Origin of the sequence: Microbacterium sp. NPDC077184 (assembly GCF_040687055.1) — a bacterium.
Lineage (GTDB): Bacteria > Actinomycetota > Actinomycetes > Actinomycetales > Microbacteriaceae > Microbacterium.
Genome location: NZ_JBFBMM010000004.1, coordinates 149,410 through 166,542, shown reverse-complemented (window position 1 = coordinate 166,542; position 17,133 = coordinate 149,410). Strand labels below are relative to the sequence as shown.

17 protein-coding genes are annotated in these 17,133 nt (G+C 72.2%); 11 read left to right on the top strand and 6 right to left on the bottom strand.

Translation table 11 applies throughout. The features are described 5' to 3' along the window. Positions 1–3: 3 nt before the first annotated feature. Positions 4–1,029, bottom strand: coding sequence for a hemolysin family protein (locus AB0O93_RS09640; protein ID WP_363342815.1), 1,026 nt, complete (start codon positions 1,027–1,029; stop codon positions 4–6). Further along, the gene (locus AB0O93_RS09635) at positions 1,026–2,444 is read right to left on the bottom strand and encodes a hemolysin family protein (RefSeq protein WP_363342813.1); all 1,419 of its coding nucleotides are present in this window, start codon (positions 2,442–2,444) and stop codon (positions 1,026–1,028) included. The genes AB0O93_RS09640 and AB0O93_RS09635 overlap by 4 nt, the downstream gene beginning before the upstream one ends. Before the next feature lie 179 nt (positions 2,445–2,623). On the opposite strand from AB0O93_RS09635, the gene chrA reads away from it, so the two are divergent. From chrA to AB0O93_RS09615, 4 genes are all read left to right on the top strand, one after another. After that, entirely contained in the window at positions 2,624–3,823 is a 1,200-nt protein-coding gene (chrA, locus tag AB0O93_RS09630; RefSeq protein ID WP_363342811.1) for a chromate efflux transporter, read from the top strand. Between the two features lie 82 nt (positions 3,824–3,905). Next, positions 3,906–5,282, top strand: coding sequence for an aminotransferase class V-fold PLP-dependent enzyme (locus AB0O93_RS09625; protein ID WP_363342972.1), 1,377 nt, complete (start codon positions 3,906–3,908; stop codon positions 5,280–5,282). A gap of 83 nt (positions 5,283–5,365) precedes the next feature. Beyond that, positions 5,366–6,163, top strand: a complete 798-nt coding sequence (locus AB0O93_RS09620) for an acyl-CoA synthetase (RefSeq protein WP_363342809.1) — start codon at positions 5,366–5,368, stop codon at positions 6,161–6,163. Continuing rightward, a complete protein-coding gene (locus AB0O93_RS09615; RefSeq protein WP_053546875.1) occupies positions 6,160–6,483 on the top strand; it encodes a hypothetical protein in 324 nt (107 codons plus the stop codon). Before AB0O93_RS09620 ends, AB0O93_RS09615 begins: the two co-directional genes overlap by 4 nt. A 31-nt stretch (positions 6,484–6,514) precedes the next feature. Here the strand turns inward: AB0O93_RS09615 and purB are convergent, their stop codons facing one another. Together purB and AB0O93_RS09605 are read right to left on the bottom strand one after the other, a co-directional pair. Next, positions 6,515–7,894, bottom strand: coding sequence for an adenylosuccinate lyase (purB, locus tag AB0O93_RS09610; RefSeq protein WP_363342807.1), 1,380 nt, complete (start codon positions 7,892–7,894; stop codon positions 6,515–6,517). A gap of 56 nt (positions 7,895–7,950) precedes the next feature. Next, positions 7,951–8,457 carry a low molecular weight protein-tyrosine-phosphatase gene (locus AB0O93_RS09605; RefSeq protein WP_363342805.1) on the bottom strand — a complete coding sequence of 169 codons (507 nt, stop codon included), beginning with the start codon at positions 8,455–8,457 and terminating at the stop codon, positions 7,951–7,953. A gap of 165 nt (positions 8,458–8,622) precedes the next feature. On the opposite strand from AB0O93_RS09605, the gene AB0O93_RS09600 reads away from it, so the two are divergent. Further along, positions 8,623–8,904 carry a hypothetical protein gene (locus AB0O93_RS09600; RefSeq protein WP_363342803.1) on the top strand — a complete coding sequence of 94 codons (282 nt, stop codon included), beginning with the start codon at positions 8,623–8,625 and terminating at the stop codon, positions 8,902–8,904. Further along, positions 8,901–10,286, top strand: a complete 1,386-nt coding sequence (locus tag AB0O93_RS09595; RefSeq protein ID WP_363342801.1) for a hypothetical protein — start codon at positions 8,901–8,903, stop codon at positions 10,284–10,286. Before AB0O93_RS09600 ends, AB0O93_RS09595 begins: the two co-directional genes overlap by 4 nt. Here AB0O93_RS09595 and AB0O93_RS09590 read toward each other — a convergent pair. Then, on the bottom strand, positions 10,261–10,650 hold the full coding sequence (locus AB0O93_RS09590; RefSeq protein WP_363342799.1) for a phage holin family protein: 390 nt from the start codon (positions 10,648–10,650) through the stop codon (positions 10,261–10,263). The two genes, AB0O93_RS09595 and AB0O93_RS09590, sit on opposite strands and share 26 nt — an antisense overlap. Before the next feature lie 68 nt (positions 10,651–10,718). On the opposite strand from AB0O93_RS09590, the gene AB0O93_RS09585 reads away from it, so the two are divergent. The 5 genes from AB0O93_RS09585 to AB0O93_RS09565 all read left to right on the top strand — a co-directional run bounded on the left by AB0O93_RS09585 (position 10,719) and on the right by AB0O93_RS09565 (position 16,166). Further along, positions 10,719–11,831, top strand: a complete 1,113-nt coding sequence (locus tag AB0O93_RS09585) for a histidinol-phosphate transaminase (protein WP_363342797.1) — start codon at positions 10,719–10,721, stop codon at positions 11,829–11,831. A 4-nt stretch (positions 11,832–11,835) separates the two neighbouring features. Continuing rightward, entirely contained in the window at positions 11,836–12,993 is a 1,158-nt protein-coding gene (locus tag AB0O93_RS09580; protein ID WP_363342795.1) for a thiamine pyrophosphate-dependent dehydrogenase E1 component subunit alpha, read from the top strand. A 68-nt stretch (positions 12,994–13,061) separates the two neighbouring features. Next, entirely contained in the window at positions 13,062–14,027 is a 966-nt protein-coding gene (locus AB0O93_RS09575; RefSeq protein WP_236967705.1) for an alpha-ketoacid dehydrogenase subunit beta, read from the top strand. A 19-nt stretch (positions 14,028–14,046) separates the two neighbouring features. After that, positions 14,047–15,414, top strand: a complete 1,368-nt coding sequence (locus AB0O93_RS09570; protein ID WP_363342793.1) for a dihydrolipoamide acetyltransferase family protein — start codon at positions 14,047–14,049, stop codon at positions 15,412–15,414. Positions 15,415–15,677: 263 nt separating this feature from the next. Beyond that, positions 15,678–16,166, top strand: a complete 489-nt coding sequence (locus AB0O93_RS09565) for a hypothetical protein (protein WP_363342791.1) — start codon at positions 15,678–15,680, stop codon at positions 16,164–16,166. A gap of 89 nt (positions 16,167–16,255) precedes the next feature. Here the strand turns inward: AB0O93_RS09565 and AB0O93_RS09560 are convergent, their stop codons facing one another. Continuing rightward, positions 16,256–17,092: a PaaX family transcriptional regulator C-terminal domain-containing protein gene (locus AB0O93_RS09560; RefSeq protein ID WP_363342789.1), complete on the bottom strand. Its 837-nt coding sequence runs from the start codon at positions 17,090–17,092 to the stop codon at positions 16,256–16,258. Positions 17,093–17,133 lie beyond the last annotated feature (41 nt).

The following is a 17,133-nucleotide window of genomic DNA, read 5'->3' as shown; positions in this document are numbered from 1 at the left end:
TCGCTATCCGGCGGCGCCCACCGTGGCCTCACCGGGGAGGACCCGCTTGACGACGTCGGTGAGGGTGACCACGCCCACGGCGTTCCCATCCGACTCGACGACGACCAGCTGAACGCTCTCTTCGCGCATCCGACGGAGCGCCTCGTACACGAGGAGGTCCTTCGACAGGCGCAGGACCGGCCGCGCGAGGGTCGACACCGCGTCGTCGTCCGCGCGCAGCAGCGTGTCGCGCACGTGGACGACCGAGCGCGGCTCGCCCGCGCCGTCCAGGACGAGCACCCGCAGGTGGCCGGTGCGCCGCGCCGCCTCCCGCACGGCGGCGAGATCGGCATCCGTCGTCACGGCCGTCGGCGTCGTGGTCGGGACCGTGATGTCGCCGAGGGTGAGGCTCTCGAGCTCGATGACCTGCGAGATCTGGGTGCGCAGCTCCGGTTCGAGCACGCCGACCTGGCCCGAGTACTCCACGAGATGGCGGATGGTGTCGGCGTCGCGGCCGCCGACCGCGGCGCGGTCCACCGGCTCGACGCCGCTGCGGGCCACGAGCGCGTTCGCGATGCGGTTCACCCACAGCAGGAACGGCCGTAGCGGCCAGACGTAGGCACGCGCGGGGATGCCGACGATCCGCGCCGCGGTCTCGGGGTGCGCGATCGCCCACGACTTCGGAGCCATCTCGCCCACCACGAGGTGGAGGAAGGTCACGGCCAGCAGCGACAGCGCGAACGCCGCTCCGCCGGCGAGCCACTCCGGCGCACCCCACGCGGCGAAGACCGGGCCGAGCCACGCGTCGACCGCGGGCTTGGTGATCGCACCGAGGGCGAACGTGCACGCTGTGATGCCGAGCTGGGCGCCGGCGAGCATCAGGGTGAGCTCGTTCATCCCCCGCAGCGCCGCGCGCGACGCCGGGTCTGTCGTGGCGGTCTCCTCGAGCCGGTGACGTCGGGCGCCGAGAAGGGCGAACTCGATGACGACGAAGAACGCGCTCAGCGCGATCAGCGCCACGGTGGCGATCAGGACGATCCAGCCGTTCATCGCTGCGCCTCCTCGGACTCGGGGGCCGCGTCCCGGAGGGCGTCGGATGCCTCCCGGTCGGCGTCCCGCTCGGTGAGCATCTGCACGCGCAGGACGTGCGGGACGTGCCGGTCGAGCTCCACGACCTCGATGAGGAGGGCGCGGGAGGTGTGGTCGTCCTCGATGACGTCGGCGCCCTGGAGGGGAAGCTCGACGCGGACGGTGTCGCCCGGCTCGGGAAGGCGCCCGGCGGCGGCGATCGCGAGCCCTGACAGGGTCTCGAAGTCGCCGCGTTCCAGGTCGGCGCCGATGACGCGCTCGACCTCGTCGATGTGCAGGTCGCCGTCCATCTCCCACGTGTCGTCCGCGGTCTGCACCGCGCCCGCCCCGTCCTCGGCGTCGTGCTCGTCGGAGATCTCGCCCACCAGCTCCTCGGCGAGGTCCTCCAGGGTCAGGACACCCGCGAACCCGCCGTACTCGTCGATGACGCAGGCGAGCTCGTTCTTCGTCTCGGTCAGCTGGCCGAGGGCATCCGGGAGGGGCATGAGGGTGGCGAGGACGAGCGGTTCGCGCATGATCTCGCTCACCGGGCGCGGGTCGTCGCGATCGGTCCCGAGGACGTCCACCAGGTGGACGACGCCGACCGGCTCATCGCGCTCGCCGATGACGGGGTAGCGCGTGTGCGCCTCGGCCATGAGCGCCCGCACGTGGGAGATCGCGTCGGTGACGTGGACGACGTCGACCTGGACGCGCGGAATCATCGCGTGCTCGACATCCTGCTCGGGGAAGTCGAGGATGCGGTCGAGCATGAGCGACAGGTCCTCGGGGAGGTCGCCGCTGTCGCGGGAGTCCTCGATGATGTGCTCGAGGTCCTTCGCCGTCGCCGAGGTGTCCACGTCGTGCACGGGTTCGACCCGGACGAGACGGAGGACACCCTCGGCGGACTTGTCGAAGAACCAGATCAGCCACCCGAAGACCGTGAGGTACCCGAGGGTGGTCGGCGCGAGCGCGCGGGAGAGCGGCTCGGGGCTCGCGAGTGCGAGATTCTTCGGGTAGAGCTCGCCGAAGATCATCTGCACGACCGCTGCGAGGACCAGTGCGCCCACGGTGCCGATCGTGATGCCGACGGCGGCGGGGACGCCGACGCCGCCGAGGAGCGTCCCGAGGGACTCGCCGATGAACGGCTCGGCGACGTAGCCGACGAGGAGGCCGGTCACGGTGATGCCGAGCTGCGCTCCGGAGAGCATGAAGGAGGTGCGGTCGGTGACCTTGAGCGCCCGCCGGGCGGCGGTGTCGCCGGCGTCGGCACGGGCGCGCAGCTTCGCGCGGTCCACCGACATGTAGGCGAACTCCTGCGCGACGAAATAACCGTTCGCCGCGATGATGACGGCCGTCAGGACGAGGCCGAGAAGGAGGAAGAGCAGTGCGGTGATCATGGGAGGATCACCCCCCGCGCAGGTCGCGAGGAAAAGGGGACAGGGGCGAGAACGCCCGGACTATGACCGGGGTCGTCTGCAGACGACCCCACGCGTGAGTGTCCGTTCACGTGCTGGTATGCACCTCCGAGTGAGAATGCTGATGATTCTAGGACACCGCGACCGGGTATTGTCCGCCCGTGAGCTCCTCCCGACGTGCCGGAACCCCCGCGGAGGTGTTCGGTGCCTTCCTGAAGCTGGGGTTGACCTCCTTCGGCGGACCGGTGGCGCACCTCGGCTACTTCCGCGACGAGCTCGTCACGCGTCGTCGCTGGATCGACGATCGCGGCTACGGCGAGCTCGTCGCGCTGAGCCAGTTCCTGCCCGGTCCCGCCTCGAGCCAGGTCGGTTTCGGGCTCGGCCTCCTCCGCGCCGGTCCCCTCGGTGCGCTCGCCGCGTGGCTCGCCTTCACCCTGCCGTCGGCGATCGTCATGGTCGCCTTCGCGTACGGCGCGGACCTCTTCGGCGGCACGGTCGGCTCCGGCCTCCTGGACGGACTGAAGATCGTCGCCGTCGCCATCGTCGCCCAGGCGGTGTGGGGCATGGCCCGGTCACTGACCCCGGACGCCCGACGCGCGTCGATCGCCGTCGGGGCGGCGGTGCTGGTCCTGGTGGCGGCGGGGACCCTCGGCCAGGTCGCCGCGATCGTCCTCGGCGCGCTCGTCGGCCTTCTCCTCTGCCGGATGCCGGGCGAGGCGCCGGGTCCGGATCTGTCGTTCGGCGTCTCGCGGCGGGCCGGCGCGACCGCCCTCGCGGTGTTCGCGGTGCTCCTCGTCGGGCTCCCGATCGCCGCCGCGACGCTCGGGGGGACGGCTCTCGGCGTCGCGGATGCGTTCTCCCGCGCCGGTGCGCTCGTCTTCGGCGGCGGCCACGTCGTCCTGCCGCTGCTGGAGGCCGAGGTCGTCACCGGCGGGTGGGTGAACGCGGAGCAGTTCCTCGCCGGGTACGGCGTCGCCCAGGCGGTCCCGGGTCCGCTGTTCACCTTCGCCGCCTACCTCGGGGCGCTCGCCGCCCCCGGGGCCGCGGGCCTCGCGACGGCGGCGATCGCTCTGGTGGCGGTGTTCGTCCCGGGCTTCCTCCTCCTCGTCGGTGTGCTGCCGTTCTGGAACGCCCTGCGGACGCGACCCGCCGCGCAGGCACTCCTGCGCGGCGCGAACGCCGCCGTGGTCGGCATCCTCGCCGCCGCCCTCTACGACCCGGTCTTCGTCACCGCGGTGACGGGGCCCGCGTCCTTCGCGCTCGCCCTCGTCTGCTTCGTGCTGCTGATCTCATGGCGCGTGCCGCCGTGGGTGGTGGTGATCGTCGGCGCCGCCGGCGGCGTCGGTCTCGCGTTCCTCTGAACACCTCCCTCGCCCGCCCGTGCCCGGCTACCGTGGATTCGACCCGACCCGGGTCGTGAGGACCGGAGCCGCCATGACCGAGATGACCCCGCCCGACCGCATGCACGCGATCTCCCCCGAGACGCGCGCGGTCGTCGACGACGTGCTGGAGTACGCCCGCCGCCGCGCCCTCTACGAGGACATCCCGCTCGACAAGCCGCTGCGGCCGAGCGATCTCGCGCGCCTCGCCCCGCGCACGGTGACGCCGGAGGGCATCGGGGCGCGCCGGGCGATCGCGCTGTTCGAGAACGTCCTCGCACCGGCGTGCATCTCCACCGACCACCCCGGCTACCTCTCCTTCATCCCCTCGGCGCCCAGCAAGGCGGCGCTCGCCTTCGACGTCGTGGTCTCGGCATCCGCCGTCTACGCAGGGTCCTGGATGGAGGGCGCGGGCGCCGTGTTCGCCGAGAACGAGGTGCTGCACTGGCTCGCGCGCGAGTTCGGCCTGCCCGAGGGCGCCGGTGGCGTCTTCGTCCAGGGCGGCACCATCGGCAACCTGTCCGCGCTCGTGACGGCGCGGGATGCCGCGCGTCGACGCCTCCGCGAGGCCGACCGTCCGACGCCGGCGCGCTGGCTCGTCGTCTGCAGCGCCGAGGCGCACTCGTCGATCGCCTCCGCCGCGGCGGTCATGGACGTCGACATCCTCCCCGTGCCCGTCGACGACGCCGGGCGGCTGCACGGCGACGCCGTCGCCCGCGCGCTCGACGACCACGGCGACGCCGTCTTCGCGGTCGTCGCCACCGGCGGCACGACCAACTTCGGCATCGTCGACGACATCGCCTCGATCGCCGACGTCAGCGCCGCCCGCGGGGTGTGGCTGCACGTCGACGGCGCGTACGGCCTCGCGGCGATGCTCGTCCCGGAGGCGCGCGGCGCGTTCGCCGGCGTCGAGCGCGCCGACTCGGTCATCGTCGACCCGCACAAGTGGCTGTTCGCCCCGTTCGACGCGTGCGCACTGATCTACCGCGATCCTTCGCTCGCGCTGGCCGCGCACACGCAGAAGGCCGAGTACCTCGACACCCTCACCGACACCCCCGACTGGAATCCGTCGGACCTCGGCATCCAGCTCACCCGCCGGGCGCGCGGCCTGCCGCTGTGGTTCTCACTGGCGACCCACGGCACCGAGCACTACCGCGCCGCGATCGCGTACGGCATCGACCTCGCCGCACGGATCGCCGACGACATCCGCGCCCGCGAGGAGGTGTCGCTCGTGCGCGACCCGCAGCTGTCGGTGGTGGTCTTCCGCCGGCACGGCTGGACCATGGCCGACTACAAAGCGTGGTCGGATCGTCTTCTCGACGATCAGCGCGCCTTCGTCGTGCCGAGCTCGCACGCGGGGGAGCCGGTGCTCCGCTTCGCGATCATCTCGCCGCTGACGACCTACGAGCTCCTGGTCGACGTCCTCGATTCGCTCCGCTGAGGCCCTCTCCCTCGCCGCCGGCCGCGTCTCGGGCGCACGATCTACACTGGAAGGGTTCGTTCCGCCGCCACAGGAATGCCCCCGTGACCCCTTCTTCTTCCGCCCGCACGTTCGAGGTGCGCCACGTGCAGCTCGCGCGCGCCGGCTTCGCGGCGCTCGCGGCGCTGATGATCACGTTCTCTCCCGACCACTCCGCCGCCGTCGGCGGGGCGGTCTTCAGCGGGGTCGCGATCGCCACGGGGCTGGTCTTCCTCCTGGCGGCGTGGCTCGTCTCGCCGGCCGGCGGGCGCGGTGCGGCGATCGCCCTCGGCACCGTGACGGTCGTGGCGGGAATCGTTGCGAGCCTCCCGCCGGTGCGCTCGGTAGCCGGCTTCTTCATCGTCGTCATCGCCTGGGCCGTCATCGCCGGAGTCGTCGAACTGGCGGTGGGGGCACGCGCCCTCCTCCGCGCGCGGAAGGCCGCCCGCACGGACGCGTCGGACGCGGATGCCGCGCCGCGCCGCGCCGGCTACGTCGCCCCGTGGACCCCGCGCGACGGCGCGACCCCCGTGACCCCGCTCTCCCGCGGCGACGCACGCGACGCCGTCGTCGTCGGCGTCCTCGGCATCCTCCTCGCCGTCGGCATGCTGCTGGTCCCCACCGGCTACGCCCTCCGGTACACGATCGAAGAGGCCGGACAGACCTTCACGCTCACCGGCATCATCATCGCCGTCGGCATCTTCGGCGCCTACGCCGCGATCGTGGCGGTCTACCTCGCCATCGCCGGCTTCTCCCCGCGGCCCGCGACCGCATCCGCATCGCCCGAGACGGCGGATGCCGCCGCTCCCGGCGTCACCGCGACCGGTGCCCCGACGCCGGCCGACCAGAAGGATTCCGCGTGACCGAGAATCAGCCCTCCCGCCGTGACCTCATGAAGCCCCTCCAGCTGGTCGGGCTCGCCTTCGTCGCGGCGCTGTTCGCCGGCGGGGTCACGCTGGTGTCGATGGGCTTCTTCCAGTCCAAGCCCGCCGAGGAGGCGCAGGGCGCCCTGGTGCTGGCCCTCATCGTCGCCGGAATCGTCTTCATCGCGACGCTGCTGATCGTCTCGCTGCTGCTCCTGGTCGTCGACCCGGCGCAGGTGGCCACACCCGTCGACCGCCCGGTGCTCTACGACCCCGAACCGGACGCGACCGACGGTCCGGAGACCCCGCCCGCGCGCTGAGGCGTTCCGCCCGCGCGCGGCGTCGCCGCGCTCAGGCCAGGTCGACCACGCGCGCCGCGAGACCCGTGTACCCGGCCGGGGTCAGCGCCCGCAGGCGGGCCTTGGCGTCGTCGCCGATGTCGAGGCCGTCGACGAACTCCGCCAGCTCCACCGCGCCGACACGGCGTCCGCGGGTGAGGTCCTTCAGCAGGGCGTACGGGTCGGTGATCTCCGAGCGGCCCGCGGCGATCTCCGCGCGCACGACGGTCTGGATCGCCTCGGCGAGCACCTCCCAGTTCGCGTCGAGGTCGGCATCCAGCACGTGCTGCGACAGCGAGATCTCGCCGAGCCCGCGCGCGAGGTTGTCCAGCGCCAGGAGGGAGTGGCCGAGGGCGACGCCGATGTTGCGCTGCGTCGTGGAGTCGGTGAGGTCGCGCTGGAGACGGGAGGTCACGAGTGTCTGCGACAGGGTCTGCAGGAGCCCTGCGGAGATCTCGAGGTTCGCCTCGGCGTTCTCGAACCGGATCGGGTTGATCTTGTGGGGCATCGTCGAGGATCCGGTCGCGCCGGCGACGGGGATCTGCGCGAAGAAGCCGAGGGAGATGTAGGTCCACACATCCGTGGCGAGGTTGTGCAGGATGCCGCCGGCGTGACGGATCCGGTCGTACAGCTCGACCTGCCAGTCGTGGGACTCGATCTGGGTCGTCACCGGGTTGAACCCGATGCCGAGCCCCTCGATGAACCCGCGGGAGACCTCCGGCCAGTCGACGTCGGGCGCGGCGGCGACGTGCGCCGACCAGGTCCCGGTGGCGCCGGAGAACTTCGCGAGGTATTCCCCGCCCGCCACCTGGGCGGCGACCCGGCGGAGGCGCCAGACGAACACCGCCAGCTCCTTGCCCATCGTGGTGGGCGTCGCGGGCTGGCCGTGGGTGCGGGAGAGCATCGGCGCATCGCGGTGGGCGTCGGCGAGGGCGGCGAGGGCGTCGATGACGCGGTGGAGGGCCGGGAGCCACACCCGTTCCACGGCCCGGTGCACCGTGAGGGCGTAGGAGGCGGAGTTGATGTCCTCGCTCGTGCAGGCGAAGTGCGTGAGCTCGGCGAGGCCCGAGAGGCCGAGGGCGTCCAGCCGGTCGCGGACGAGGTACTCGATCGCCTTGACGTCGTGGCGGGTGACCGCCTCCTTCTCCGCCAGCCACGCGATCTCGTCCGCGCCGAAGTCGACGTAGAGGTCGCGCAGGCGCGTCTTGTCGTCGTCGCCGAGCGGCGCGGTGCCGAACAGGGAGAGATCGGTGAGCGTGATGATCCACTCGACCTCCACCTCGACGCGGGCGCGGTTCAGGCCCGCCTCCGAGAGGTAGTCGGCGAGGGGTGCCACGGCGGCGCGGTAGCGACCGTCGAGGGGGCTGAGCGGCTGCGGCGGCAGAGAGGTCACGGTACTCCCGTCGGGACGAGGCTCTTCCCGCGGCGCCGAGCGCGCACGGGTCGTGCTCACACGTGCGGTCGGATCGCGGGTTCGAGTTGCCGGAAGAGCGCCCGGCTCGCGCTCTCGATCATACCGAGCACCTGATCGAACATCCGGGGGCCGGCGTAGTAGGGATCGGGCACGTCGAGCGAGGGGGCGGCGGGGTCGAACGACAGCAGCAGGGCGATCTTGTCGGCATCCGTCTCGGAGCGCGCCCAGCCCCGCAGGATCCGCTCGTGCGACCGATCCAGGGCCACCACCAGGTCGTTCTGCGTGAAGTCCGCGGGGGCGAACTGGCGGGCCCGGTGGCGCTCGCCGTCGTACCCGTGGCGCGCGAGGGCGTCGATCGTGCGCACGTCGGCGCGCTCGCCGACGTGCCAGTCTCCGGTGCCGGCACTGGAGGACACCACGCGGGCGGAGAGACCGGTCGACGACGCCAGGGAACGGAAGACGACCTCCGCCATCGGGGAGCGGCAGATGTTGCCCGTGCAGACGAAGACGACGCGGAAAGGCTCCACGCGGGGGTCGGACATGGGCTCCATTCTGTCCCGCCGGCGTCGGTCGCGCACGCGCGTCGCGTCGAGGCCCGCTGCCCGGCCCTCCTGCACAGGTGCGGTGCCGACCCCACGACGGGTGGGAACTGCACAGTCGCACGGACGCCGTCCCCGCGGGCGCTCGGCGCGGCCGACGATGGGCGCATGCCGCCGCTGCTGTGCACCCCGCCCTCCACCGTCACGCTCGAGATCGTCGTGCGCGAGCTCGACGCCCTGGCCGTGCGCCTCGACGAGCTCATCGCGCGGACCCGCACCCTCGGCGACCGCACCGATTGGCAGGCGGAGGCCGCGCGCGAGTTCCACACGGCCGCGACGGCGTGGGCGGGCCGGGTCGGCGCCCTCGCGTGCGCGCTCGCGCAGGTGCGGTTCAGTGCCGGAGCGGCGCTGCAGCTGCAGCGGTGGCGGGCCGAGACGGACTGCGCGTGAGCGGGGCGACGCCCCCGGCCGGCGAGCTGGAGATCCGCGGCGGTGGCGCGGTGGCCGTCGACACCGAAACGCTCCGGCGCACGGCGGCCGACTTCGACGGCGCGATCGGGGAGCTGGAGGCGCTCGTGGGCGACCTCGGTCCGCTGCAGAACATGCTGCTCACCGAGCAGGACGAGGCCTGGTCGGCGGCCGCCGAGGCCGCAGACCTCGCGTCCCGGATGCGGGATGCCGTCACCGAGGGGGAACGGGTGGCGACGGCGCTCCGCGACGCGGCGACGCTCTACGAGCTCGTCGAGACCGTCGTCGCGCATCGCGCCGCCGTGCTGTCCGGCGACGCGGATGCCGCCCGCATCCTCGCGGCGCGGATCAGCGACCTCCGCGCCGAGGATGGCGCCCTGATCCTCGCGGCGTGGGGGACCGAGGCGGAGCGGACCGTGATGTGGCCCGGCGAGCTGGTCCGCCAGGCGACGGAGCTGGGACTCCTCGTCGGCAGCGACTACAGCTGGCAGGCGGGTGTCATGGGCGGCGCGGCGCTCGGGCTGTCGACGGTCGTCCTGGCCTCCGTCATCGGGACGACGGGGATGGGCCGCGTCCCGGCCGGAACCCGCCTCGACGGTGCGACACCGCCGGTCGCCGTGCGCGCACTGCCGACCGGGACGGGCGCGGCATCCGTTCCGCCGCGGAATCTCGCCGACGCCGCCTCCCGCATCCCGGGTCCGGGCGAGGCGCGGGTGCGCGTGGAGAAGTACACGATGCCCGATGGCTCGCGACAGTTCGCCGTCTACGTCGCCGGCACGTCCACGGCGGCGGTGGGCGGGAAGAACCCGTGGGACAACCGCTCGAACGTCGAGCTCTACACCGGCCACACATCGGCCTCGTACGCCGCGACCCTGCAGGCGCTGGAGGATGCCGGAGCCGAACCCGGCGACGTCGTGCACGCGTTCGGACACTCCCAGGGCGCCATGATCACAGGCCACCTGGCGATGGAGGGCCCGTACGCGACCGAGACGCTGGTGTCGTTCGGGACGCCGCGCGAGATGGACGTGGGCGCCGACACGTGGAGCATGTCGGTGCGGCACACCGACGATCCCGCGGTCGCCCTCTCCGGCGGGGGAGCGATCGCGGCGACGGGGGCGGCGGGGAGCGTCCTGGTCGAGCGGGCCGCCGATCCGAACACCGGTCTCCACGACACCACGGTGCCCGCGCACCGGCTCACCGCCTACGCCGAGACGGCGGCCCTCATCGACGCGTCGACCGATCCGCGCATCGACACGGTGCGCGACGTCTTCGACGAGCTGGCCACGGCCACCGACATCCGTGCGACGGAATACGCCGCGGAACGGGCCGAGGGACCGGTCAGTCCTTCTTCGGGCGGAGGATGATGCCGAACACCCAGTTGATGAGCGAGATCAGGATGGCGGCGACCAGGCCCCACCAGAAGTCCTCGACGCGAAGACCGAAGTTCCACAGCGACGTGATCGCCGCGGTCAGCCACAGCAGGAACGCGTTGATCAGCAGACCGATGAGTCCGAGCGTCAGGATGTACAGCGGGAACGCGAGGATCTTGATGACCGTCCCGATGACGGTGTTCACCAGCGCGAAGATCGCTGCGACCAGCAGCAGCGTCAGAACGAGCTGCAGCGTCTCGCCCGGCGGGAAGGCGATCACCGTCACCTGGAGCGCGGGGATCAGGGTCACGACCCAGATCGCGAAGGCATTGACGACGACGCGGATGAGGAATCCCATGGCGGTCAGTCTTCCACGCGGGCGTCGATTCCTGTCGTCATCCGGGCGCACGCTCGTAGACTGCGGGAGTGACCGACGCCCCCGACATCCCCGTCCGCGTGCGCCCCGAGATCGCCGCCCTCCCCGCCTACCGCCAGGGTCGGCAGGCCGGCGCCGAGGCGTTCAAGCTCTCCAGCAACGAGAACCCGTACACCCCGCTCCCCGGTGTCCAGGAGGCGGTGGCCGCCGCGATGGAGTTCAACCGCTACCCGGATGCCACGGCCACGGCCCTCCGCGAGCGTCTCGCCGCGCGGTTCGGTCGGACCGCCGACGAGGTCCACGTCGGTGCCGGGAGCGTGTCGATCCTCGCGCAGCTGGTGCAGGCCGTCTCCGGCCCCGGCGACGAGATCATCTACGCGTGGCGGTCGTTCGAGGCCTACCCCTGGCTGTCGGTCGTCGCCGGCGCCACGTCGGTCACCGTGCCGCTGACGGGCGGCGCGCGCCACGATCTCGACGCGATGGCGGCCGCGGTCACCCCGCGCACCCGCGCCATCATCGTCTGCAGCCCGAACAATCCCACGGGCCCCGTCGTTCGGCACGACGACTTCGACGCCTTCGTCCGCGCGGTGCCGAGCGACGTCCTGGTGATCCTCGACGAGGCCTACGCCGAGTTCGTCACCGACCCCGACGCCGTCGACGGCCTGCGGGTCCTCGGGGGTGAGGAGTTCCCGAACGTCGTGATCCTCCGCACCTTCTCCAAGGCGTTCGGGCTCGCCGGCCTCCGGGTCGGCTACGCGATCGGCCACCCGCTGATCCTGGACGCCGCGCGCAGCACCACGATCCCGCTCTCCGTCACCGCCGCCGCCGAAGCCGCGGCCCTGGCGAGCCTCGACGCCGAGGACGAGCTCCTCGCCCGCGTCCGCGAGATCGCCGACCGGCGCGACCGGCTCGCCGACGGGCTCCGCGAGGCCGGGTGGGACGTCCCGCAGGCGCAGGGGAACTTCGTGTGGCTCCCCACCGGCGCGGAGTCGCTCGCCGTGGGTGCGGCCTTCGACGCGGCGGGCCTCATCGTCCGCCCGTTCGACGGGGACGGCATCCGCATCTCCGTGGGAGAGCACGAATCTGTCGCCAAAGTCCTAGAGATCGCGGCATCCGTTGTGAGAGACCTCCCAACGGGGCATTCCGGACGACGGATAGCGTAGAACGGTGACTCCGCCCGAGAACGCGGCCGCGTCGGCGGCGAACGATCCTGCGGACCTCGTCCGCGTGCTCGACGCCGACGGCGTCTTCGCCCCGACGCCCGCCGCCGAGCCCTACCTCGACCTGATCGACGCGCTCGACGACCCGACGCTCGAGGGTCTGTACCGCGACATGTCCGTCATCCGCGCCTTCGACGTGCAGGCGACGAACCTGCAGCGTCAGGGACAGCTGGCGCTCTGGCCCCCGAGCTTCGGTCAGGAGGCGGCGCAGGTCGGATCGGCCCGCGCCGCCCGCGCGCAGGACCACCTCTTCCCGTCGTACCGCGAGCACGCCGTCACGCGCATCCGGGGCGTCGACCCGATCGACATCATCCGGCTCATGCGCGGCCTCACGCACGGCGGCTGGAACCCGTCCGATCCGCGCAACGGCAACACCCACATCTACACGCTGGTCCTCGGCGCCCAGACCCTCCACGCGACCGGCTTCGGCATGGGTCTCGTCTTCGACGGGCGCTGCGGCACCGGCGACCTCGAGCGCGACGAGGCCGTCATCGTCTACTACGGCGACGGCGCGTCCAGCCAGGGCGACGTGCACGAGGCGATGGTGTTCGCGGCGAGTTACCGCACGCCCGAGGTCTTCTTCCTGCAGAACAACCAGTGGGCGATCTCCGTCCCGGTGGCGACGCAGTCACCGGTGCCCCTTCATCGGAGGGCATCCGGATACGGGATGCCGAGCATTCCGATCGACGGCAACGACGTGCTCGCGAGCTACGCCGTCACCCGCCGTGCGCTCGATGAGGCGCGATCGGGCGAGGGCCCCCGCGCGATCGAGGCGCTCACCTACCGCATGGGCGCGCACACCACGAGCGACGACCCGACGAAGTACCGCACGCGCGACGAGGAGGAGTCGTGGCGGCGCCGCGACCCGCTCGCGCGCATGGAGGCCTACCTCCGCGGGCGCGGGGCGAGCGAGGCGTTCTTCGCCGACGTCACCGCCGAGGGCGCCGCGCTCGCCGATGACGTCCGCACCCGTACGAACGCGCTCGGCTCGATCGACCGGGCGTCGATGTTCGCGCACGTCTACTCCGAGCCGCATCCGCTCGTGGCCGAGCAGGCGGCGTGGCTGCAGTCGTACGAGGCGTCCTACGAGGAGGGAACGGCGTGACCGACACCACCACGGCGGCCTCGGCCGCCCCGGCATCCGGGGCTCCGGCATCCGCTGCTCCGACGACGATGCCGATGAGCCGCGCGCTGAACGCGGGCCTTCGCGCCGCGATGACCGACAGCGACCGCGTGCTGCTCATGGGCGAGGACATCGGGCGCCTCGGCGGCGTCTTCCGCGTCACCGAGGGTCTCATCGCCGACTTCGGCGATCGCCGCGTGCTCGACACCCCGCTCGCGGAGTCGGGCATCGTCGGCACCGCGATCGGCCTGGCGATGGCGGGATTCCGCCCGGTGATCGAGATCCAGTTCGACGGGTTCGTCTTCCCCGCCTTCGACCAGATCACCACGCAGCTCGCGAAGCTCACCAACCGTCACGAGGGTGCGCTCTCGCTCCCGATCGTCATCCGCATCCCCTACGGCGGGCACATCGGTGCGGTCGAGCACCACCAGGAGAGCCCGGAGGCGTACTTCACGCACACGCCGGGCCTGCGCGTGGTGAGCCCGTCGACGCCGAACGACGCGTACTGGATGATCCAGGACGCCATCGCGTCGGATGACCCGGTGATCTTCCTCGAGCCCAAGGCGAAGTACTGGATGAAGGGCGAGGTCGACACGACCGCCCGCGCGGCTGAGCTGCACGCCTCGCGCGTCGTCCGCCGCGGCACCGACGTCACCCTCGTCGGGCACGGCGCGATGGTCACGACCCTCCTCCAGGCGGCGGCGCTCGCCGAGTCCGAGGGCACGAGCTGCGAGGTCGTCGACCTCCGCTCGCTCTCGCCGGTGGACTACGGACCGCTGCTCGACTCGATCCGCAAGACCGGGCGCATGGTCTACGCGCAGGAGGCGCCGGGGTTCACCTCGCTCGGGAGCGAGGTGGCGGCGACCGTCATGGAGCGCGCCTTCTACGCGCTCGAGGCGCCGGTGATCCGCGTCTCCGGTTTCGACGTGCCCTTCCCGCCCGCGAAGCTCGAGGGCGCGTACCTCCCCGATGCCGACCGCATCCTCGAGGCCGTCGACCGTTCCCTCGCCTACTGACACCGAGCCAGGAGCACGTATGAGCACGCAGACCTTCGTCCTCCCCGATGTGGGGGAGGGACTGACCGAAGCCGAGATCGTCTCGTGGCGGGTCGGCCCGGGTGACACCGTCGCGGTCAACGACGTCCTGGTCGAGATCGAGACGGCGAAGTCGCTCGTCGAGCTCCCCTCGCCCTTCGCCGGCACCGTCGGCGAGCTCCTCGTCGCCGAGGGTGACACGGTCGACGTCGGTGCGCCGATCATCACGGTGACCGCCGCAGCGGATGCCGCATCCCCCGCGGCGCCGGCGACGGTCGGCCGGAGCGAGCACGGCGCGCCCGCGGACGCCCCTTCCGAGGGTGACGGCGCGGTGCTCGTCGGCTACGGCACGGGCGGACAGGTGCAGTCCCGGCGGAAGAAGCCCGCGCCGAGCGCGCAGGAGCGCGTCGCGTCGTCGGTCGGCGTGATCGCGAAGCCTCCGATCCGCAAGCTCGCCCGCGATCTCGGCGTCGACCTCGGTGCGGTGGCGGCCTCCGGTCCCGCCGGCGAGGTCACCCGCGAGGACGTCGTGAAGCACGCCTCGCAGGCGAGCGTCTTCCGCAACATCGAGACGCCCGCGTGGGGCGATGTGCGCGAGGAGTCGATCCCGGCGCGCACCGCCCCGGCATCCGTTCCCGCTCCGGTCGCCGCTCCCGCCCCTGCGGGCGACCGTGAGGAGACGATCGCGGTCAAGGGCGTGCGCAAGGCCACGTCGTCGGCGATGGTGCAGTCGGCGTACTCGGCGCCGCACGTGTCGGTGTGGACCGACGTCGACGCCACGCGCACGATGGAACTCGTCAAGCGCCTGAAGGCCTCGCCCGACTTCGCCGACATCAAGGTCTCGCCGCTGCTGATCATGGCGCGCGCCGTCATCTGGGCCGTGCAGCGGACTCCGATGGTCAACGCCGCGTGGGTCGACGGTGAGAACGGGGCCGAGATCCGCGTCCGTCGCTTCGTGAACCTCGGCATCGCCGCGGCGACGCCGCGCGGCCTCCTCGTGCCGAACGTCAAGGACGCGCAGGACCTGTCGCTGCGCGAACTGGCGCGGGCGCTGGAGAAGCTCACGCTGACCGCGCGCGAGGGCAAGACCTCGCCGGCCGATCAGCAGAACGGCACGATCACGATCACGAACATCGGGGTCTTCGGGATGGATGCCGGCACCCCGATCATCAACCCCGGCGAGTCCGGCATCGTCGCGCTCGGCACGATCCGCCAGAAGCCGTGGGTCGTCGACGGCGAGGTGCGCCCCCGCTGGGTCACCACCGTCGCCGGCTCCTTCGACCACCGCGTCATCGACGGCGACGGCATGTCCCGCTTCATCGCCGACGTCGCCTCGATCCTCGAGGAGCCCGCCCTCCTCCTCGACTGAGGCTTGGCGCGTGCTCGGGTGGCAGGTGTCGCCGCCTCGGGGTGCGGGAGGGGGCGCAAAGTGACACCTGGCACTTACTTCGACGGAGAGTTCAGCACGCTCCTCGCGATCACGCGCTGGAGTCGATCCGGGCGAGGCGTCGATCTCCCCGCCCTGGTGTGCTCGCCCCGTCAGGGAGAGCGCCACGAAGACGAGGGCCGGCAAATGGTGATTGGCCGAGCTCGCTGGCACGGTCGTCGAAAGACTGGAGGCGTACGGGCCCGATGAGCGAGAGTTTCACCTGGGGAGAAGCGCTGTACGTGCTGCTGATGATCCCCCTCGGCCTCCTCATGATCGTCTGGCACCGGGCGTTCGGATCGTGGATGAGCGACGCGTCGCCGCTGGTGCTGGGTGCCCTCGGGCGGCCCTTCACCGGCGAGCGGCGGTGGGCGCTGAGCGTGCTGTTGGTCGCGCCGTTGCCGATCGTGTTCGCAGCGATCCTCTTGGGTCGGGAGCTGTCTCAGCAGCCCGGTCTTGGCGCCGTCGTCGGAGAGCGGCTGGCCGCTGCGCCGGTGGCGGCGATCGCGTCGGTGGTGGTCTACCTGGTCGGCATCGTCGGAATCTTCGCCAGCCGGGCCGTGACGCGTCGTCTGCAGGCGGAGTGGGACTGGCGGCGGGGCAATCGCACCACGGTCGCCGTGGTGGGCGTCGTGCTCGTCCTCGGCGCACTCGGCCTGGCGTCCGTCGTCGGAAGCGCGCTGATCCCGGCGTGACACGTGCTCGGGTGGCAGGTGTGGCCGCCTCGGTGCGCGGGAGGGGGCGCAAAGCGCCACCTGAACGCTGCCATGCGAAGGAGAGGGCCTCAGCCTCGGACCGCCGCGCGCAGGTCGCGCTGCGCGGCGGCGAGGACTTCGGCCCGTCGGGCGCGGTAGACCTCGAGGGATCGCGGAGCGGGCCAGTCATCGGTCAGGTAGTGGGGAGGCAGCCGCGGGTCGATGCGGAGAAGTCCCGTCCAGTCGGCACCGAGGACGGCGAGCTTGGGAACCGGGTCGAGCGCGGCGACCGCCCGCCCAGGATCGGACCACTCCGCGGCGAACTCCTCGTGCGCGCGACGCAGCCCCGCCAGATCCCAGATGGTGTCGACCGCGCGGCCCACGGGGAACGCCGGCAGCTCCTCCGCGTGGAAGGCGACCACCTCGTCGGGGGCGAGCTCCTCGCGGTGGGGGGCGAGCATCTCTTGCACATCGACCACCCCCGGGGCGATCCAGAGGCCGTCCCGCAGGGCGGCGAATCCTTCCCACCCCAGCGCGAGTCGCACCTGCTTGCGAGCGCCGCGGTACGCCTCGGGGGCGATGAAGGCGACGAGAGTCCATCCGCTCCCCGCGGGGGAGAACGGCTGCGGGGCCGCTACCCGGACGGCGGCTTCCTCCATCACCCCCCGGCCGTATGTCGTGAGCCCGTACAGGATGCTCCGTCCCCTTCTCGCTCGGGAGAGATAGCCGGTCATGACGAGTCGATCGAGAGAGGCCCGTGCCGTCGGCCCGGCCACACCGGCACCCGCGAGGAAGTCGAGGTAGACCCCCGCGGGCACGGGCTCGTCGATCCCGGCGAGCATCAGTTCGCCCAGCAGGGTGTAGAGGAGGCGTTTGGGCCTACGGGCGATGCCCTCGTCGCCGAAGAGGGGACGGGAGTCGGTCACGCCTCCATCCTCGACGCGGGGCCTCTCCGCTCGCAGCATCG